19 protein-coding genes are annotated in these 19,024 nt (G+C 33.4%); 15 read left to right on the top strand and 4 right to left on the bottom strand.

What is annotated here, in order from left to right; genetic code table 11:
- The first annotated feature begins 48 nt into the window (after positions 1–48).
- The 6 genes from EG814_RS13795 (at position 49) to EG814_RS13770 (ending at position 5,355) form a co-directional block, all read left to right on the top strand.
- Entirely contained in the window at positions 49–2,265 is a 2,217-nt protein-coding gene (locus EG814_RS13795; RefSeq protein ID WP_125722486.1) for a molybdopterin oxidoreductase family protein, read from the top strand.
- Positions 2,266–2,283: 18 nt separating this feature from the next.
- On the top strand, positions 2,284–2,853 hold the full coding sequence (locus tag EG814_RS13790) for a 4Fe-4S dicluster domain-containing protein (RefSeq protein ID WP_125722485.1): 570 nt from the start codon (positions 2,284–2,286) through the stop codon (positions 2,851–2,853).
- A gap of 12 nt (positions 2,854–2,865) precedes the next feature.
- The gene (locus tag EG814_RS13785) at positions 2,866–3,375 is read left to right on the top strand and encodes a QcrA and Rieske domain-containing protein (RefSeq protein ID WP_125722484.1); all 510 of its coding nucleotides are present in this window, start codon (positions 2,866–2,868) and stop codon (positions 3,373–3,375) included.
- A gap of 18 nt (positions 3,376–3,393) precedes the next feature.
- Entirely contained in the window at positions 3,394–3,657 is a 264-nt protein-coding gene (locus tag EG814_RS13780; protein ID WP_125722483.1) for a DUF6755 family protein, read from the top strand.
- 5 nt (positions 3,658–3,662) lie between these two features.
- Positions 3,663–4,682, top strand: a complete 1,020-nt coding sequence (locus EG814_RS13775; protein WP_125722482.1) for a 2-hydroxyacid dehydrogenase — start codon at positions 3,663–3,665, stop codon at positions 4,680–4,682.
- Between the two features lie 73 nt (positions 4,683–4,755).
- Positions 4,756–5,355 (top strand): hypothetical protein, encoded by a 600-nt coding sequence (locus tag EG814_RS13770; protein WP_125722481.1) that lies wholly within the window; start codon positions 4,756–4,758, stop codon positions 5,353–5,355.
- A 4-nt stretch (positions 5,356–5,359) separates the two neighbouring features.
- Here EG814_RS13770 and EG814_RS21035 read toward each other — a convergent pair whose 3' ends face one another.
- Together EG814_RS21035 and lysS are read right to left on the bottom strand one after the other, a co-directional pair.
- A complete protein-coding gene (locus EG814_RS21035; RefSeq protein ID WP_164515328.1) occupies positions 5,360–5,497 on the bottom strand; it encodes a hypothetical protein in 138 nt (45 codons plus the stop codon).
- Between the two features lie 130 nt (positions 5,498–5,627).
- Positions 5,628–7,331, bottom strand: a complete 1,704-nt coding sequence (gene lysS / locus EG814_RS13765) for a lysine--tRNA ligase (protein WP_125722480.1) — start codon at positions 7,329–7,331, stop codon at positions 5,628–5,630.
- Between the two features lie 245 nt (positions 7,332–7,576).
- Between lysS and EG814_RS13760 the strand changes: the two genes are divergently transcribed.
- The 4 genes from EG814_RS13760 (at position 7,577) to EG814_RS13745 (ending at position 10,963) form a co-directional block, all read left to right on the top strand.
- Positions 7,577–8,353, top strand: coding sequence for a hypothetical protein (locus tag EG814_RS13760; RefSeq protein ID WP_125722479.1), 777 nt, complete (start codon positions 7,577–7,579; stop codon positions 8,351–8,353).
- 69 nt (positions 8,354–8,422) lie between these two features.
- On the top strand, positions 8,423–9,172 hold the full coding sequence (locus EG814_RS13755) for a hypothetical protein (RefSeq protein WP_125722478.1): 750 nt from the start codon (positions 8,423–8,425) through the stop codon (positions 9,170–9,172).
- Between the two features lie 5 nt (positions 9,173–9,177).
- Positions 9,178–9,876: a lipoyl(octanoyl) transferase LipB gene (lipB, locus tag EG814_RS13750; RefSeq protein WP_125722477.1), complete on the top strand. Its 699-nt coding sequence runs from the start codon at positions 9,178–9,180 to the stop codon at positions 9,874–9,876.
- A 235-nt stretch (positions 9,877–10,111) separates the two neighbouring features.
- Positions 10,112–10,963 (top strand): nuclear transport factor 2 family protein, encoded by an 852-nt coding sequence (locus EG814_RS13745; RefSeq protein ID WP_125722476.1) that lies wholly within the window; start codon positions 10,112–10,114, stop codon positions 10,961–10,963.
- 30 nt (positions 10,964–10,993) lie between these two features.
- Here EG814_RS13745 and EG814_RS13740 read toward each other — a convergent pair whose 3' ends face one another.
- Positions 10,994–11,659, bottom strand: a complete 666-nt coding sequence (locus EG814_RS13740; protein ID WP_125722475.1) for a ribonuclease HII — start codon at positions 11,657–11,659, stop codon at positions 10,994–10,996.
- Positions 11,660–11,827: 168 nt separating this feature from the next.
- Between EG814_RS13740 and EG814_RS13735 the strand changes: the two genes are divergently transcribed.
- The 5 genes from EG814_RS13735 (at position 11,828) to EG814_RS13715 (ending at position 17,447) form a co-directional block, all read left to right on the top strand.
- Entirely contained in the window at positions 11,828–13,813 is a 1,986-nt protein-coding gene (locus EG814_RS13735; protein ID WP_125722474.1) for a putative porin, read from the top strand.
- A gap of 48 nt (positions 13,814–13,861) precedes the next feature.
- The gene (locus EG814_RS13730; RefSeq protein ID WP_125722473.1) at positions 13,862–15,223 is read left to right on the top strand and encodes a pyridoxal-phosphate dependent enzyme; all 1,362 of its coding nucleotides are present in this window, start codon (positions 13,862–13,864) and stop codon (positions 15,221–15,223) included.
- Between the two features lie 78 nt (positions 15,224–15,301).
- Positions 15,302–15,784, top strand: a complete 483-nt coding sequence (locus EG814_RS13725; protein ID WP_125722472.1) for a 3'-5' exonuclease — start codon at positions 15,302–15,304, stop codon at positions 15,782–15,784.
- Between the two features lie 75 nt (positions 15,785–15,859).
- Complete coding sequence (locus tag EG814_RS13720) at positions 15,860–17,131, top strand: DUF2851 family protein (protein WP_125722471.1); 1,272 nt, start codon at positions 15,860–15,862, stop codon at positions 17,129–17,131.
- A gap of 88 nt (positions 17,132–17,219) precedes the next feature.
- Positions 17,220–17,447: a PspC domain-containing protein gene (locus tag EG814_RS13715; protein WP_111377409.1), complete on the top strand. Its 228-nt coding sequence runs from the start codon at positions 17,220–17,222 to the stop codon at positions 17,445–17,447.
- A 51-nt stretch (positions 17,448–17,498) separates the two neighbouring features.
- Here the strand turns inward: EG814_RS13715 and EG814_RS13710 are convergent, their stop codons facing one another.
- Complete coding sequence (locus tag EG814_RS13710) at positions 17,499–18,965, bottom strand: APC family permease (RefSeq protein WP_125722470.1); 1,467 nt, start codon at positions 18,963–18,965, stop codon at positions 17,499–17,501.
- Between the last annotated feature and the right edge of the window lie 59 nt (positions 18,966–19,024).

The following is a 19,024-nucleotide window of genomic DNA, read 5'->3' as shown; positions in this document are numbered from 1 at the left end:
TGAGCAACTTGAAACTTGAAACCTGAAACAAATAAAACAAAAAGTAACATGGCAAAACTACCTGTATCAACTGAAAAAATAATTGAAGATTTTGGCCCGCATTTGAATTATTCGCCAAAAGAAGGATATCCTGGCCGAGATGAACCTGACAAAACGGTAAAAACACACTGCTGTTTTTGCGGGATGCAATGTGGGATTCAATTAACGGTAAAAGACAATAAAGTGGTTGGTTTTGAACCGTGGATGGAATTTCCTTTTAACGAAGGCCGTTTGTGTCCAAAAGGAGTGCAGCGTTATCTGCAAAACAATCATCCCGACCGATTACTGCATCCAATAAAAAGAGTAGAAGGTAAAGGTTTCGAAAAAATGTCTTGGGACGATGCCATGGATAAAACTGTTTCTGAAATTAAAAGAATTCAGGAAAAATACGGAAAGCATGCCTTTTCTATGCTATCGGGTGTTTCGCTTACGAATGAGAAAAGTTACTTGGTTGGAAAATTTGCCAGAGTTGCTTTAAAAACCAGAAACTTAGATTATAATGGACGTTTGTGCATGGTAAGTGCAGGTGCAGGAAATAAAAAAGCCTTTGGTTTAGACCGCGCTTCCAATAATTATTCCGATTTAGAATATGCTGAGGTAATTATTGTTGCGGGAGCAAACATCAGCGAAACATTTCCAACTTTAACCCATTGGATCTGGAAAGCTAGAGATCGGGGAGCAAAACTCATTGTGGTCGATCCGCGTGTTATTCCATTGGCAAGAACAGCCGATATTCATCTCGATGTAAGACCAGGAACAGATTCGGCTTTATATGGTGCGATGCTTAAATATTTGGTAGATCACGATATGCTGAATCATGATTTTATTGATAATCATACTTCTGGTTTTCAGGAAACAATTGATGCTGTAAAAGATTATACTTTAGAATGGGCAGAAGAAATTACGGGAATTTCTAAAGAAAAAATTAAAGCAGCTGCCGAATTGTGGGGAAAAGCAAAAACAAGCTTTTTACTGCATGCAAGAGGAATCGAACACCATTCAAAAGGTGTTGACAATGTGGTGGGCTGCATCAATCTGGTTTTGGCAACAGGCAGAATCGGAAAGCCTTATTGCGGTTACGGAACCATTACAGGGCAGGGAAATGGCCAAGGCGGTAGAGAACACGGGCATAAATGCGATCAATTGCCTGGAAATAGAGATATTGAAAATCCAGAACATCGAAAATATATTTCTGAAGTTTGGGGAATCGATGAAAAAGATATGCCTGGAAAAGGGCTTACAGCTTATGAAATTATTGAAGCCATTCATAGAGATGAAATAAAAGGATTGATTTCGATTTGTTTCAATCCGCTGGTTTCGCTTCCAAACAATAATTATGTGCGTTCCGCTCTTGAAAAATTGGAGTTTTACGTCTGTATCGATTTCTTTTTGAATGAAACCGCACGCCATGCCGATATTGTTTTAGCTGGATCTTTACAGGAAGAAGAAGAAGGAACTACAACTTCTGCAGAAGGACGCGTAATTCGAATCAGACAAGCGGTAACACCTCCGGGAGAAGCTAGAACTGATACTTCCATTTTATTGGAAATTGCAGACAGATTGGGAGAAAAAGACAAATTTACCTATCAGAACAGTGAAGAAATTTTTAATGAACTTCGTGTGGCTTCAAAAGGAGGTACAGCAGATTATTTCGGAATCACGTATAAAAAAGTAGAAGACCATATGGGTGTTTTTTGGCCCTGTCCAACAGAAGACCATCCTGGAACTCCGAGATTATGGGCAGACAGAAAATTTAAAACTCCAGACGGAAAAGCGCATTTTAATCCCGCGCCATACAAACTGCCGGGCGAAGTTACAGACGAAGAATATCCGATAACCTTAACAACAGGACGTGTAGTTTCGCAATATTTAAGCGGAACGCAAACGCGAAGAATCGGAAAACTGGTAGATCAGTTCCCTGAACCGATGCTGGAAATTCATCCAGAAATGGCTCAGAAATACAATATTCAACAGAGAGAATTGGTAAAAGTTTCAACTCGAAGAGGAGAAGGAATTTTTCCTGCCAATATCGTAGAAACCATTCGAAAAGATACTGTTTTTATTCCGTATCACTGGCCAGGGAAAAAATCGGCCAATCAGTTAACGCCAGGAACTTTAGATCCTATTTCTAAAATTCCCGAGTTTAAAGTCTGTGCCTGTAAATTGGAACCCTTAGGAGAAATAGAAAATTCATCAGAAAAATCAAATGCTTATGCAAGTGTTTAATCTATAAAAAGAACTATTATGAATATAGCTAATTATAATAAAAATGAAGAGTTTTTTGTAGACTTACAGAGATGCATAGGCTGTAAAGCTTGTGAAATGGCGTGTGCTGAATGCGAAACAAACGGTCAAGAATCTATGATTCATGTGAATTATGTAGAACGTGAAGTTACGATTCAAACCACAGTTCAAGTTTGTATGCATTGCGAAGATCCAGTTTGTGCTAATGTTTGTCCTGCCGATGCGATTTCGCAAGACGAATTTGGCGTGGTTCATACTGCTAATACAGAACGCTGCATTGGCTGTTCCAACTGTGTAATGGCCTGTCCGTTTGGAGTTCCTAAGAAAATGGAAGAATACGATTTGATGATGAAATGCAATATGTGTTACGACAGAACAAGTGTTGGCAAAAAACCAATGTGTGCAACGGTTTGCCCAAGTGGGGCATTGTTTTATGGAACTCGCGCTCAGATTGAAGAAATGCGTCCAAATAGTACTCCTGTTAACTCATTTCTTTTTGGAAAAGAACGCGTAAATACAAAAGTAAATATCATGATGCCAAAAGGCAGTACAGAATTACGAATATTCTAAAGCTAAAAATCCATGTCTAAAGAAGATAATTTACGAGAAAACTGGAAGAAAGATTTTCCATATAAAAAACAAGAATCAACGCAGGTGAGCCGCCGCGATTTTGCCAAATTCCTTACGCTAGTTTCTGGAGGTTTAATGGTTGGCAGCGGATTGGTAGCCGCAAAAGCATATCTATTGCCAGGAGAAGAAGTTGTGGGCGAACATTTTGTATGCCAAATAAAAGATATTCCGTTAGGCGGAACAAGAGGTTTTGTAATTGAAGGAAGCACGATTCCATACATCTTAGTGCATTTGGAGAGCGGTATGTTTAGAGCTTTTGAGCAAAAATGCACACATCTTTCCTGTGCGGTTTATTATAAACCAAATTCAGGAATTATACATTGTCCGTGTCATGAAGGTTCTTTTGATGCTTTAACAGGAGATGTTATCGCTGGACCTCCACCGAGAGCTTTGCCTCAGTTGGAAGTAGTTTTAAAAGGCGAAAAGATTTTTGTGAAAGCTTTTCAAAATAAAGAAAGTTAATCGTTTAAAATAAAAATTATGAGTACATTTAGAAGAAGCCAAAATCAGGCAAACCCGAATAAGTTGAATGTTATTCTGTCTACTTTAATATTTGTTTTAATCTTAAATGTAAGTATTCAAATTTGGTTATTGTATGCCGCTTTAAACAATGCATTAGATAATAATAAAGAAATTTTAATTCCGGCATTTATAGGTTCTCTTATTTTGTTTTTGATTGGTTTTGGATGGCTATATTATCTGCCAAAAGGAAATTTTAGAAATAATACATACAAAAATAATTAGTTATTATGAGCTTAAATCTCGGTACAAACAAAATTGCTTTTTTCTCGACCCAGCCTTACGATAAAACTTTTTTTAATCAATACAATGAAGATTTTGGTTTTCAATTGAATTTTTTCGAAACCCAGCTTAACCCGCAAACAGTGGTCTTAATTGAAGAATGTGAGATTGTTTGTGTATTTGTAAATGACATTGTTAACGAAGCTGTTATAAAACAACTGGCCGAAAAAAAAGTCAAAATAATCGCTTTACGTTGTGCCGGATTTAATAATGTCGATTTAGAAGCTGCAAAAAAACATAATATAAAAGTCTGTCGTGTTCCAGCATATTCTCCGCAAGCAGTTGCAGAACACGCGATGGCTATGATTTTAACTTTAAATAGAAAAACACATAAAGCTTATAATCGCGTTCGTGAACAGAATTTTTCTCTAAACGGATTATTAGGCTTTGATTTGTTCGGAAAAACAATTGGAATTATCGGAACTGGAAATATCGGAAAAGCATTTTCTAAAATAGCTTTAGGTTTTGGCTGTAAAGTTTTAGCGTATGATATTGTAGAAAGCGAAGAAATGAAAAAAGATGGTGTTTCTTTTGTAGGTTTAGAAGAGATTTTTAAATCTAGTGACATTATTTCGCTTCATTGTCCACTAAACGATCAAACCAAACATGTAATCAATACAACCTCAATTTCTTTTATGAAAGAAAGCGTCATGATTATCAATACAAGTCGCGGCGGATTAATAGAAACTGCCTCGGTTATTGAAGGATTAAAAGAAGGGAAAATTGGTTATTTAGGAATTGATGTTTACGAACAGGAAGAGAAATTATTCTTTAGAGATCTCTCTGCAGATATTATTCAAGACGACAATATTCAACGTTTAATGAGCTTCCCGAATGTTTTGGTAACGGCACATCAAGCATTTTTTACCAACGAAGCTTTAACACAAATTGCATTGGTGACTTTTAATAATATAAAATCGCTATTAACAGAAAACGATATTGAAAACAAAGCGGCTCTTTTGGTTTAGAAATCGCTTTGTCGAATATTTTTTGTAATTTAAAGAAATGAAAAGGAGTGAATGAAATTTAAATTTTCAAATTATGAAAAATATAATCGTAACCATAATCGGATTTTTGGTATTTTGTTCTTGTGAAAATAAGGATAAAAGGAAAGAAAATATAGTAAAAGCAATTGCCCTAGACACTTTGTCTAAAACAGTTGCAGGAACGGCAAATTTAAATGAGGAGCCTGTAAAAGATATCGAAACGGTAAAAATGATAAGAGAACAGCTTTTAGTTCTCTTAAAAAGCGATTTAGCGTCCTTAAAAAAAGAAGATCGTTTTTTCTTTTATGATGCTTCCGATTTAAATAAAGACAATAAAGACGAATATTTCGTTGGTTTCTCCAATTCCTATTTCTGCGGAAGCGGCGGCTGTTCAGGCTTCGTTTTAAATAATGATGGAAGTTTAATCAATAAATTTTCTGTAACCGATTTTCCTATTTTGATTGCTCCAACTTCAACGGACAATTTTTCTGATCTTCTAATGAAAAGCGGAGGAATGTATCATATAGTAAAAATGAAAAACGGAAAATATCCAGCCAATCCTTCTATAGAAGAAAAATGGAATGGTGAAGCTCCAAAAGAAAGCACAAAGGTTTTGGATATTTATGAGAAGAAAATGGAGAAGTATTCGTTTTAAGCTTTCAATTTGAAAGCCATTCTAGATCTTCTTTATCCAAGTCTTCTTGAGAAATAACACGTCCATGCTTTATATCTTCTTCACTTTTTTGGATAAGATCTATTTCATGTTCATCTAATTGATAAATCATCGATTTAGTCATAACTAATTATTTTTTAATTGTCTAAATTAAATAAAAAAATCCGATAGATTTTTAAAATCTATCGGATTTGAAATATCATAAACTCTCACTAAACTTCAGTATTGGAATTTGGAATTTTTAAATTTGGAATTTAACCAACTAGTTCCACAAACTTAAACTCACCATCAACGACAACCTTAGTCAAACCGTGTTTAGATAAATTTTTCATAGAAGCATCCCATTTTTTACCGCTTAAGTTGGCTGAAACTTTTAGCTGAGATAAATCCATTTTATTTTCATTTCCTTTCAAAAGAGTAATAATTACTTTTTCCTCTTCAGTCAATTCAATTTGAGCTTGTTTTTTCTCTGGACGCATTTGTGGGAACAATAAAACTTCTTGAATTGAAGCATTATTCGTTAAATACATAATTAAACGATCCATTCCGATTCCCATTCCAGAAGTTGGAGGCATACCGTATTCAAGAGCTCTTAAGAAATCTTCGTCGATAATTCCGTTAGCTTCATCATCACCTTTTGCTGCCAAACGCATTTGGTCTTCAAAACGTTCTCTTTGGTCAATTGGATCATTTAATTCAGAATACGCATTTGCGATTTCTTTTCCGCAAACCATTAATTCAAAACGTTCTGTCAAATCTGGATTATCACGGTGCTCTTTACAAAGCGGCGACATTTCTTTTGGATAATCAGTAATAAAAGTTGGCTGAATATAGTTTCCTTCGCATTTTGCTCCAAAAATTTCATCAATCAGTTTTCCTTTACCCATTGTTTCGTCAACCTCGATTCCCATTCCACGAGCCGCTTCAAATAATTCCTGTTCAGTTTTCCCAGAAATATCAAAACCAGTAAAATGTTTGATAGAATCGGTCATTGTTACACGTGCATAAGGCGCTTTAAAGTTAATTGTGTGTTCGCCAAAAGTAACTTCGCTAGTTCCATTTACAGCAATCGCACAATGCTCTAATAAACCTTCAGCAAATTCCATCATCCAATTGTAGTCTTTGTAAGCTACATATATTTCCATTGCAGTAAACTCAGGATTATGCGTTCTGTCCATTCCTTCGTTACGGAAGTTTCTAGAGAACTCATAAACCCCTTCAAATCCACCAACAATTAATCTTTTTAAGTACAATTCGTTTGCAATACGCATATAAAGCGGAATATCAAGCGAATTATGGTGCGTAATAAACGGACGTGCAGAAGCTCCTCCAGGAATTGACTGTAAAACAGGAGTGTCAACCTCCAAATATCCGGCGTCGTTAAAATAACCACGCATTGCAGTAAATAACTTTGTACGTTTAATAAAAGTTTCTTTAACCTGCGGATTTACTGTTAAATCTACATAACGCATTCTGTAGCGTAATTCAGCATCGTTAAACGCGTCGTGTACATTTCCTTCTTCATCCACTTTTGGTAACGGAAGCGGGCGTAACGTTTTACTCAAAAATGTAAAACCGCTTACGCGAATACATTTTGCACCAACTTGTGTGGTAAACAATTCACCTTCAATACCAATAAAATCTCCTAAATCGGTTAATTTTTTGAAAACTTGGTTGTATAAAGTTTTATCATCACCTTCACACAAAACATCGCGGTTCACGTACAATTGAATACGACCTTCGCTATCTTGTAACTCAGCAAAACAAGCTTTACCTTGATCACGAACACTCATCAAACGTCCAGCAACAATAACCTTCTTACCTTCTTCAAAAGTTTCCTTTATCTGCTTTGATGTATGATCTACAGGAAAAAGATTAGCTGGATAAGGATTGATTCCTAAGTTGCGTAAGTTTTGAAGTTTTTCTCTTCTGATGATTTCTTGTTCTGATAATGCCATTTTTGTGCTATTTTTTTAAGTGTGCAAAGATAAAGAAAAGAATGCAGATTTTAGAATGGAGGTTTTAGATTTTTTACAGCATCAATTTATTGGATTTCAATCTTCTTCCGTCTAGCCTTGACAGGGTGAAAGACGAGATTTCGTTTAAAAAACAGAAAATAACAAATTGGGAAGTTATTTTACAATACGATTAAAATAATTGTCAAAAGAAAGTATCTTCGCCTTCATAACCTAAATCTATAAATATGAAAAAATATTTACTCTGTTTTATTGTATTGATTTGTACAACAAGCTGTATGTTTAAAGAAAAGATGACCATAAATGAAAATGGATCAGGAACTTTTTCATACGGATTTGATATGTCTCCTATGTTTAAAATGGGATTTAAAAGCAGTGATTCTATAAAAGAGAAGCAGGTATTGGATACTGTTTTTACTTTTAAAGAGGTTTTTGCAAAAGCAAAGGACAGTATTGCAAAATTGTCAAAAGAAGATCAGCAAAAAATAAAGGCGCTTGAAAAGTTTCAAGTTGCATTCAAAGTAAATGAGGATAAAAAACAGTTTGAGTTTAATATGGAATATAATTTTCCATCATCAGACAGCCTTAAAAATATGGTTTCGCCTCTTGAGGGACTTGAAGCAATGCCAAAATTAGGTCCAGGTAAACAATTAGGGGCTTTGAGTGCAGTTCCTGAAGATGAAAAGAAAAAAAGCAGATTTACTTATAACTATGATGGAAAAGTTTTTGAAAAGATATTGATAGGAGAAGATGCTGTTAAAACCAAGAAAGTAAAAAAGAAAAAGGAGAAAGAGGATGATAATATCTTTGCAAAACAAATGGATGAATTTATGAAGGAATGTAAGTATTCTTTGGAATATCATTTTCCAAAAAGAATAAAAACGGTTTCGTTAAAGAATGCAGTCCTTTCAAAGGACAGAAAAAGTTTTACGCTAGATACTCCGATTAAAGAACTTTCAGACGATGAAAAAGATATGGGTTTCAAAGTAGTATTTGAGAATTAATTAAGATACTTAAAGCATAATAAAACAATTGAAAATACTCTTTGTATCTTTGATAAAAAATATAGGACAATGAAATTATATAAATTACTTAGTTTTTCTTTTCTAATAGCGACATTAACCAGCTGTACTTTCACTGAAAATATTTATATAAATGACAATGGAAGCGGAAAATTTTCTGTAGATATGGATGGTTCTGCTTTAATGGAAATGGCAGGAGATCAAATTGCAGGGCAAATGGGAGACGCGAAAAAAGATCTCGACACGACCTTTACTTTTAAACAACTATTTGAAGAGAAAAAAGATAGTATTGCTAAGTTGTCGCCAGAAACGCAGAAAGAACTTAAAAAACTGGAAAATTTTGTAGTTGCAACAAAAATGAGTTCAGAAAAAAAGCAGTTTCTCATGACTATGACAACTGATTTTAAAAATGTAAATGAGCTGCAGGATATTTTGCAGACTTTGGGAACATTACAGAAATTGGAAGGAAGCGCAAATGCCAGTCCGCTTGGTAGTGGTTTTGGAGATAACGGCAGTAAATTAAGTTATACCTACGACGGAAAGAAATTTACAAGAAAAGCGGTAATTGACGAGCAAAAACTAGCTGCAAAGCCAAAAGATTCAGCTGGTGATATGACAAAAATGATGTTTGCTTCGTCTAGTTATATCGTAAAATATCATTTTCCAAAAAAGATAAAGAAAGTCTCTAATCCGAATGCTTTGTTTAGCGACGATCGAAAATCAATTACAATTCAATACTCTTTTACGGATTATATGGAGAATCCTGACAAGCTTAACTTTGAAGTTGAGTTTGAAAAATAATTAAAATGAATAAAAAAATCCAACTTCAGGATCTGGGCAAAAAAGACTATAAATCGACTTGGGAATATCAAGAAGAAATCTTTAAAGATATAGTCGATTTAAAAATCAAGAACAGAAGAGAAGAACTAGATCTGCCAACGCCAAATTATTTACTTTTTGTAGAGCATCCTCATGTTTATACTTTAGGAAAAAGTGGCGATTTGGAGAACTTATTATTAAACGAAAGACAACTAGAAGCCAAAGGAGCGACTTTTTACAAAATCAATCGTGGCGGCGATATTACCTACCACGGACCTGGACAGATTGTGGGTTATCCGATTCTAGATTTAGAAAATTTCTTTACCGATATTCATAAATACCTACGTTTATTAGAAGAATCTATTATTCTAACTTTAGCAGAATATGGTTTGGAATCGGGCAGAAGTGAAGGCGAAACTGGAGTCTGGCTTGGTGTAGGCACTCCGTTTGCGCGCAAAATATGTGCAATGGGTGTTCGCGCTTCAAGATGGGTAACCATGCACGGATTTGCTTTGAACGTAAATGTCGATTTAGGATATTTTGATAATATTATTCCTTGTGGCATTCGCGGAAAAGGGGTCACTTCCTTAAATGTAGAACTTGGTATAGAAAAAGTACACGAAGAAGAAGTAAAAGCTAAAATTATAAAACATTTTACAGCGCTATTCGAAGCCGAATTTGTCTAAAAACAGCGCTAAAAAAGTAAACCGTTTCAAGTATTTATTTGAAACGGTTTTTTATTTCGACTCCTGTTTTTTAGATAGAAATTGTTTTTTTTCTAAAATTATATTCAAAAAGATGAAAAACCATTTCGTAAAAGTTAAGATTTTGAAGGGATGACAAATTATAGAGCATTCGTAATTTTCTTAGGTATTTATGCTAAATTTGAGTACTTACTTAAAAATTAATTCCTGATTGCTTATGAGAAAAATTTACTTATTCTGTTTCTTTGTTGTGCTTAATGGTCTTTTTGCCCAAAAGAAAGATAAATTATATCCAGTTGCAGTTTATGAAAAAGTGTGGCAGGAAAAGAATAGCGATACCAGATTAAAGATGATTAAATCGATTTGGTTAGAAGACAGTACTTTTGAAGATCCTTCGGCTTCAATAAAAGGAATTGCTGCTTTTAATAATGTCATCAACGAATTTTACAAGAAAAATCCAGATGCCGTATTAACGTCTGGGCCTAAAATTGTAAAAGACAATTATGTAACGTGGGAATGGAAAGTGCTGGACTCTAAAAACAATCTTGTCTTGGCTGGAAGAGATTTTGCGCGTCTGAATGGAAAAGGTCAAGTGAGTAAAATTATCGGTTTTTGGGATAAAGGAGCCACTTTGTCTGAAGCTGATGTTTTAAAAAATCTAGAAGCTGATAATTTAAAAGTAGTTGCAAAATATTACGAAAGTATTTTTAAAACAAGAGATTTTGACACACTTGGAACTTTAGTCGCAGACGGAGCAGTTTACAATCAAGCGACAGGTTTGCCTTACGGAGGAACGTATGTTGGTTTTAGCGAATGGACTAAAATGTTTACAAAATCGGCAGAGTTTTTTGATTTGCAGATAGAAAAGGAACCTGTTTATTTTAGCGATGCTTCTAAAAATGAAATAATTATGTATTTCACCATAAGCTGTAAATCTAAAAAGTCAGGCAAAACAATGTCGGTTCCAATTTCAGAACATATTGATTTGAAAGACGGTAAAATCACAGCTGTCAGATCTTTTTATTACGACACGAAACAATTTGCGGAGTTTTTAAAAAGCAAAAAATAATAATAAAAAACGACCTATTAAGGTCGTTTTTTATTGAAAGAAATCAAGTTCTAGCTGTTCTGGCAGCAGTCTGAAACTCATTCTGTGATATTTTGTAGTTCCAAATTCTTTAATGGCTTCTCGGTGTTCTTTTGTTGGATATCCTTTATTTTGTTTCCAGTTGTACATCGGGAATTCTTCATGAATTTGATCCATGTATTCGTCGCGATAGGTTTTGGCTAAAACAGACGCAGCGGCAATACTCAGATATTTTCCGTCACCTTTTATAATGCTTTGGTTAGGAATTGATTTTAGAAGAGTAATTTCATCTATAGAAAATTGTTTTCCAAAAGTATTTTTTAGGCCAAGTTTAGCATTCAAGGCACGATTTCCGTCAACAATTATAAATTCGGGAACGTGTTTTAATTTTAAGATGCATTCCTGCATTCCTTTCATCGAAGCATTTAGAATATTTATTTCGTCAATTTCATCTGGAAACAAATGTGTTACAGCAAAACATACAGCTTCTTTTTCTATAATTGGTCTTAAAAGTGCTCTCGTTTTTTCAGACAATTGTTTACTGTCATTCAAGATTTTATTTTCAAAATCAGCCGGAAGAATTATAGCAGCGGCTGTTACCGGACCAGCCAGACAACCTCTTCCAGCCTCGTCAGTTCCAGTTTCTAAAACAAATCCAGAGAAATTTTTTTCGAGCATTTTTTAGGTTTTAAATAACAAATTGGATGAAATTTTCAGCAAAAATATTCGTTTTCGTACTGTCAGCCAAGGCAATTGTATAAAATGAAGTGTTTTTTTATTTATTTGTTTTTATAATTTACCTTTGCTTAGCAAAATTTGTCAAAATAAATTATACAAAGCCATCAAATGAGAATATTCATTTTTTTATATCTATTAGTTGTTCCAACTTTATTGTTTTCGCAAGAAAAAAAACCAGCTTCTAAAAGTAATTTAGATATGAATTCAGAATATTCTAGTATTACAGATACGGTAAAAAAGAAAAAGAAAAAAATAGCCACAATAGACCAGTATAAAATTGTCACTTTAGAACACGATACAATTTATGCCGATACGTCTCTGACTATTAAAAGTGCCTATAGGCAAAATCACCTGAGAAAAGATCTTTTTGGTCTTCAGGAATTTTCTAATATAGGACAGCCATTAAATACACTGCAATACAGTTTGACAAGTTTTTCTCCGTATCCAGAAATTGGTTTTACAGGAAAACATTCTATTTACATGCAGGCAGATCAAATTAGATATTATTCTGTTGCAACACCATTTACGGAGCTGTTTTTTAATACCACTATTAATAAAGGACAAAATGTTGATTCTTTTATCACTTTAAACGCTTCTAAAAATCTGAATTTCTCGATTGCATACAAGGGGTTAAGATCGGAGGGAGACTATATTAATCAGTTAGTTAGTGCCGGAAATTTAAGAATTACAACCAGTTATGCCACAACAAATAAGCGATATGCAATAAATGCACATTTTGTTAATCAAGATATTTTAAATGAGGAAAATGGAGGTATTACAAACGTAAATGATTTTGAAAGCGATAATCCTGATTATAAAAACCGACAAAGACTACAGGTTTATTTAACTGATGCAGAATCATTTTTAAAAGGAAGAAGATTGTTTTTTGATCATGCTTTCAGAGTAAATCCGAATGATGGAAGCAATAACTTATATATAACACATCAGTTTAATTACGAGTATAAAGCTTACGAATATAAACAGCCAACAATATTGTCAAGTGTAACTTCTAGTGATGGCACCACAAAACGTATACCTCGATTTGGAGAGTCGTATGCAGCAAGCAATATTAACGATCAGACTAAATACGAGAGACTTTATAATAAAGTAGGAGCGGCTTATGAGAATTCGCTGTTAGGTAAATTTATATTTTTTGTAGACGACTATAGATCTAATTATAAATACAACCGAATTATTATTGAACCTGATGGAAGTGAAATTCCAGACAATTTGTTTTTGCAGTTTAATAATTTTGGCGCTCAGTACGAATATCAGAAAAACAAGTGGAATGGTAGGTTTTTATATTCAAGATCCATTACCAATCAGTCGCTTTCAGATTTAGACGCTAAGTTACGTTACGATATGAGCGAAAAAATTAAGTTTGATTTCAGGTATCGTAACATCAATAAATTGCCTAATAATAATTATAACTTATATCAAAGTAGTTGGATTTCATACAATTGGTCGAATGATTTTAAGAATGAAAAAATTAATTCGCTAAGTGCAGAAATTACAACACCTTGGTTAACAGGACAAGTTCAATATACTGTTTTAAACGATCATTTGTATTTTGCAGATGACGCTACAGCTGCACAAAAAACAGCTAACATGCAAATTGTAAAACCTTTCCAATACGGAAATGCAATCAATTATTTAGAAATTAAAGCAAGCCGTGAATTTAAATTTGGAAAATTTGCTCTCGATAATACACTTTTATATCAAAAAGTAGATCAGTCAGATTTAATTTTAAATGTGCCAGATTTTGTTACCAGAAATACATTTTATTATTCCAATTATTTGTTCAAAAAAGCATTGTTTTTGCAAACAGGACTTGTATTTAATTATATGACGAAATATTACGGAGATGATTACAACCCTGTTATTGCAGAATTTTTTGTGCAACAGGATAAAAAAATCGGAGGTTTTGCAACATTCGATTTCTTTGTAAATGCCAGAATACGCCAAACCCGTTTTTATTTAAAAGCAGAGCATTTTAATGCTTTATTTTCACAAAGCAATTATTACGCAACACCTAATAATCCGTATCGTGATTTTGCACTGCGTTTTGGTCTGGTTTGGAATTGGTTCGAATAAAAAAAGAGTTGAAGATTTATCATAAAATCAAATATTAAATAATACAAAATGGACTTTTCAAATAATATTTTAGAAACAATTGGTAACACACCATTGGTAAAACTCAACAAAATTGTTGCTGAAATTGATGCGTTAGTATTGGCAAAAGTCGAAACCTTTAATCCTGGTAATTCTGTAAAAGATAGAATGGCTGTGAAGATGATTGAAGATGCAGAGGCAGACGGCAGACTAAAACCTGGAGGAACAATTATTGAAGGAACTTCGGGAAATACAGGAATGGGACTTGCACTAGTTGCAATCGTAAAAGGTTACAAATTAATTTGTGTAATCTCAGATAAACAGTCTAAAGAAAAAATGGATATTCTTCGTGCTGTTGGTGCAAAGGTTGTCGTTTGTCCTACAGATGTTGAGCCAACAGATCCACGTTCTTATTATTCGGTTTCTAAGCGTTTAGCAGAAGAAACTCCAAATTCTTGGTATGTTAACCAATACGATAACATGTCAAATTCGTTGGCACATTACGAGCAAACTGGACCTGAAATCTGGAAACAGACAGACGGTAAAATTACTCATTTTGTTGTGGGAGTTGGAACAGGAGGTACGATCTCTGGGGTTGGAAAATATTTGAAAGAAAAAAATCCAAATATTAAAATCTGGGGAATTGATACTTACGGTTCTGTTTTTAAAAAATATCACGAAACAGGAATTTTTGACGAAAACGAAATCTATTCTTATATAACAGAAGGGATTGGAGAAGATATTTTGCCTAAAAATGTTGATTTTTCTTTAATTGACGGTTTTACAAAAGTAACCGATAAAGATGCTGCCGTTTACACTAGAAAAATCGCTCTAGAAGAAGGTATTTTTGTTGGGAATTCAGCAGGAGCTTGTATAAAAGGTTTATTACAGCTGAAAGAGCATTTTAAACCGGAAGATGTTGTTGTGGTATTATTTCACGATTCTGGAAGCCGTTATGTGGGTAAAATGTTCAATGACGACTGGATGCGTGAGCGCGGATTCTTAGAAGAAAATTTAACAAAAGCCGAAGACGTTATCAAAGACCATATCGACAAAGAATTGATCGTGGTGCGTACAGAAGAATTGGTTTCGCATGCAATTGAACGTATGCGTAAATATAAGATTTCGCAGATTCCAGTGGTAGACATCAATGGATTTGTTGGTTCTGTAGACGAAACAGATTTGTTTAGAAGCTACGTTGCAGATAAAAATGTTGCAGAAAAACCAATTAAAGATGTCATGGGTAAACCTTTTCCAATTGTAAAATTAGGAACGCCAATTGAAGAAGTATCAAAACTTTTCAGCAAAGAAAACGATGCTGTTTTGTTAGATTTAGGAAACGGACATCATCACATTATTACTAAATATGATATTATTGGCTCAATTAAATAAGCCATTTTAAATAAAAATAATCCATAAACTATATTGTAAACCAATTTAGTTTATGGATTTGTCTTTTAAAAATAGAACATGAATTTTACTGCTATTGATTTTGAAACTGCGACAGGGTATCATCCGTGTTCAGTAGGTATTGTTACAGTCGAAAACGGAATTATCGTTGACGAATATGTATCTTTAATTAAACCTCCGAACAATGAATATAATCCATTTACAATTCGTGTGCACGGAATTTATCCAAAAGATACGGTCAATGCAAAATCTTTTTTTCAGATTTATCCTGAAATTGAAAAAAGACTTAAAAATAAAATTGTAGTAGCCCATAATGAAAGCTTTGACCGCAATGTTTTGATGAAAACAATGCTTTTACATGGCTTGAATTATGAAGATTTAAATATCGCTTTAAAATGGGAATGCACTGTCAAAATATATAAAGCTAAAGGGATAAAACCAACCAAATTAAGCGATTGTTGTCGTGAAATGGACATTCAACTTAATCACCACGAAGCGTTGTCTGATGCAAGAGCTTGTGCAAATCTGTATTTGCTTCGTTAAATAAATTTATAATTTGTAAGAATAATATTAAAATTTATTTACTTTTAGATTTTGTAATTATACTATAAAATCTAAATGAAAGAAGACTTCCTTCATTATATCTGGAAATTCAGGAAATTTGATAGCTTGAATTTGAAATCGGCTCAAGACGAACCAATTACCATTATTAAAACGGGTGATTACTTAGAACTTTCTGGCCCTGATTTCTTTAATGCTCACATCGAAATTGGAAATCAAAAATGGGCTGGTAATGTCGAAATTCATTTAAAATCTTCAGATTGGTATCTCCATAACCATGAGAAAGATCCTGCTTATAAAAATGTTATTCTTCATGTTGTATGGGAAAATGATACTGCTATTTTTAGAGAAAATAATACTGAAATTCCGGTTTTGGTTCTTAAAGATTATGTTTCGAAAGAAATTGTGGAAAGTTATAATGCATTGATTTCTCCAAAAACCTGGATTTCCTGTGAAAGACAATTAAAAGAAATCGACAGTTTTGTTTTTAAAAACTGGCAGGAAAGATTGTTTTTTGAGCGTTTAGAGCGAAAATCAAAGTTTATTTATCAGTTATTAGGAGAAACCAATCAAGATTGGGAAGCGGTGTTGTTTTGTCTTCTAGCTAAAAATTTTGGACTAAATACTAATGGAAATTCGTTTTTGCAAATTTCTAAGGCTATACCGTTTTCAGTTATTCGAAAAGAAAGCTTTGAAGTCGAAAATCTAGAAGCATTGCTTTTTGGAACTTCAAATCTATTAGAAGCAGAAAAAGAAGATGTTTATTATAAAGATTTGAAGTTTCGTTACTTTTATTTATTGCATAAGTATCAAATAGAAAAAACGCATACAGATCCGCTTCAGTTTTTTAAACTTCGTCCAGATAATTTTCCGACAATAAGACTTTCGCAATTGGCGGCTTTATATCATAAACATCAAAATTTGTTTTCTAAAATTATTGATTTAAAATCTGTTAATGATGTATATCGTTTGCTAAATGTTTCTGCAAGTCTATATTGGCAAAATCATTATCAGTTTGATAAAGAAAGTCCGAAGAAATCTAAAATGCTCTCAAAATCGTTTATAGATTTACTAATTATCAACACAATTATTCCGCTTCAATTTGCTTATTCAAGCGTTTTGGGAGAGTCAATTGCCGAAGATTTAATTGACTTTATAAATGAAGTAACTTCAGAAAAAAACGCTATTATAGACAAATTTAATTCGTTTGGAATCAAATCAAAAACGGCGTTTGAAAGTCAGACATTATTAGAACTAAAAAATGAATATTGCGAACGTAAATCTTGCTTAAAATGCGCAATAGGAATAGAGTTGCTTAAAAATAATTAGCCAATTAGAAAATTAGAAAATGAGATAATTAGTTAATTAGATAATTTGTATTTTTGTAAAAATCTAAAATCATAAATCTAAAATATAGATGTCAGCAATTTTAAAACTTAAATTCTTCTTCGAGAAATATGGCTTTCATGTTTCTTCAAGATTAGCAGATAAACTTGGAATGCGTGTAACAAGTGTAAGATTGTTTTTTATCTATATCTCTTTTGTCACAGCCGGTTTAGGATTTGGAATATATTTAACTCTTGCTTTCTGGATTAGATTAAAAGATTTAATCCGTTCCAAAAGAACTTCAGTATTTGATTTATAAAAAAAGCTCCAAAAATTTACGTTTGGAGCTTTTTTTATGAAATTGTATTTATTATTCTTCGGTTGTATTATTAAGTTTTGATCTTTTCTTGCTATATAAAAAATAAACTAAAATACCAATTATAAGCCATCCAAATGATAATAATTGAGCATCTAAACTTAAATTGAAAATCAAGTAAGAGTTAATCGCGATTCCCAAAACAGCAATAACTGGAAGAGCAGGAACTCTAAAAGTTCTGTTTAATCCTGGTTGTTTTACTCTTAAAATCCAAACCGCAATACAAACCATAGTAAAGGCGAACAAAGTACCAAAACTAGTCATATCAGCCAATTTGTTGATTGGAGTAAAAGCAGCTACAGTTGCGATAATACCTCCAAGAATCATTAAGTTCGTTTTTGGTGTTCCAGAAATTGGGTTTACTTTAGAGAAAACTTGTGGAATTAATCCATCTTTAGACATTCCTAAGAAAATTCTAGATTGTCCCATAATCATTACCATTAATACAGAAACCAAACCAATAGTCGCTGCAATAGTAATAATAGAACCAGCCCAACTTTGTCCGGCAATATCAAAAGCATACGCAACAGGAGCTTTAATAGCCTCTGGATACTTTCCTAGCGGATTAAAATCTTGGTAATTCATCATTCCAGTTAATACTAAAGAAACTAGAATATATAAAGTAGTACAGATTAGTAAAGAAGCAATGATCGCAAAAGGAACATCTTTTTTAGGATTGATAGCTTCTCCAGCTTGTGTAGAAACGGCATCAAAACCAACATAAGCAAAGAAAATTGCAGCAGCTCCAGAAATGATTCCACCAATTCCGTAAGCATTATGAGTTGTCTCTTTTTCAATAATCTGAGTTGCTTCAGGAATAAACGGACTCCAGTTTGCTGTATTGATGAAGAAAAGACCAGCAACAATTACAAAGATTACCGCCGAAACTTTAAGGATTACAATAGCATTATTTGCTTTTGCTGCACTTTTTGTTCCTTTAATAAGTAACGAAATAACTAGAATAACGATCAAGAAAGCTGGAAGATTCATAGAGAAACCTTCTCCAGTATAACTTGCAGGATCTGTTGTAAGCCAATCAGGAAGTTTTATATGAAATAGTTTTAGCAATTTATTAAAGTACCCAGACCAGGAAACCGCTACCGTCATAGATCCCATTGCATATTCGAGAATAAGTCCCCATCCAATAATCCAGGCAAAAATTTCTCCAATTGTACCATAAGCATAAGCGTAAGCAGATCCTTCTACAGGTAAAATTGATGCAAATTCAGAATAGCAAAGAGCCGCAAAAACACACGCAATACCTGCAATGATAAACGAAATTGCTAATGCTGGACCTGCATGGTAATAGGCTCCAGTACCGGTTAATACAAAAATTCCTCCGCCAATAATGGCACCAACTCCAATCGCAGTAAGGCTCCATTTTCCTAAAACCCTTTTTAAATCACTTTTTTTCATATCGGCCTCAAAGGCAGATATTGGTTTAACTCTCATTATTGACATACTATAATATTGGTTTATTGTTATTAAGTGCCAAATGTATTGTTTTTTGCAAAAAATAA

It is taken from the genome of Flavobacterium ustbae, assembly GCF_003946915.1.
Taxonomy (GTDB): domain Bacteria; phylum Bacteroidota; class Bacteroidia; order Flavobacteriales; family Flavobacteriaceae; genus Flavobacterium; species Flavobacterium ustbae.
The sequence above is the reverse complement of the archived record's forward strand: the minus strand, read 5'-3'. Positions and strand labels throughout refer to the sequence as shown.

Coding starts and splice junctions, on each gene's coding strand:
- EG814_RS13745 (WP_125722476.1), top strand. CDS start 10,112: ATGAGAAAAATTTACTTATTCTGTTTCTTTGTTGTGCTTAATGGTCTT.
- EG814_RS13770 (WP_125722481.1), top strand. CDS start 4,756: ATGAAAAATATAATCGTAACCATAATCGGATTTTTGGTATTTTGTTCT.
- EG814_RS13790 (WP_125722485.1), top strand. CDS start 2,284: ATGAATATAGCTAATTATAATAAAAATGAAGAGTTTTTTGTAGACTTA.
- EG814_RS13725 (WP_125722472.1), top strand. CDS start 15,302: ATGAATTTTACTGCTATTGATTTTGAAACTGCGACAGGGTATCATCCG.
- EG814_RS13730 (WP_125722473.1), top strand. CDS start 13,862: ATGGACTTTTCAAATAATATTTTAGAAACAATTGGTAACACACCATTG.
- EG814_RS13755 (WP_125722478.1), top strand. CDS start 8,423: ATGAAATTATATAAATTACTTAGTTTTTCTTTTCTAATAGCGACATTA.
- EG814_RS13740 (WP_125722475.1), bottom strand. CDS start 11,659: ATGCTCGAAAAAAATTTCTCTGGATTTGTTTTAGAAACTGGAACTGAC.
- EG814_RS13760 (WP_125722479.1), top strand. CDS start 7,577: ATGAAAAAATATTTACTCTGTTTTATTGTATTGATTTGTACAACAAGC.
- EG814_RS13785 (WP_125722484.1), top strand. CDS start 2,866: ATGTCTAAAGAAGATAATTTACGAGAAAACTGGAAGAAAGATTTTCCA.
- lysS (WP_125722480.1), bottom strand. CDS start 7,331: ATGGCATTATCAGAACAAGAAATCATCAGAAGAGAAAAACTTCAAAAC.
- lipB (WP_125722477.1), top strand. CDS start 9,178: ATGAATAAAAAAATCCAACTTCAGGATCTGGGCAAAAAAGACTATAAA.
- EG814_RS13710 (WP_125722470.1), bottom strand. CDS start 18,965: ATGTCAATAATGAGAGTTAAACCAATATCTGCCTTTGAGGCCGATATG.
- EG814_RS13780 (WP_125722483.1), top strand. CDS start 3,394: ATGAGTACATTTAGAAGAAGCCAAAATCAGGCAAACCCGAATAAGTTG.
- EG814_RS13720 (WP_125722471.1), top strand. CDS start 15,860: ATGAAAGAAGACTTCCTTCATTATATCTGGAAATTCAGGAAATTTGAT.
- EG814_RS13735 (WP_125722474.1), top strand. CDS start 11,828: ATGAGAATATTCATTTTTTTATATCTATTAGTTGTTCCAACTTTATTG.
- EG814_RS13775 (WP_125722482.1), top strand. CDS start 3,663: ATGAGCTTAAATCTCGGTACAAACAAAATTGCTTTTTTCTCGACCCAG.
- EG814_RS13795 (WP_125722486.1), top strand. CDS start 49: ATGGCAAAACTACCTGTATCAACTGAAAAAATAATTGAAGATTTTGGC.
- EG814_RS21035 (WP_164515328.1), bottom strand. CDS start 5,497: ATGACTAAATCGATGATTTATCAATTAGATGAACATGAAATAGATCTT.
- EG814_RS13715 (WP_111377409.1), top strand. CDS start 17,220: ATGTCAGCAATTTTAAAACTTAAATTCTTCTTCGAGAAATATGGCTTT.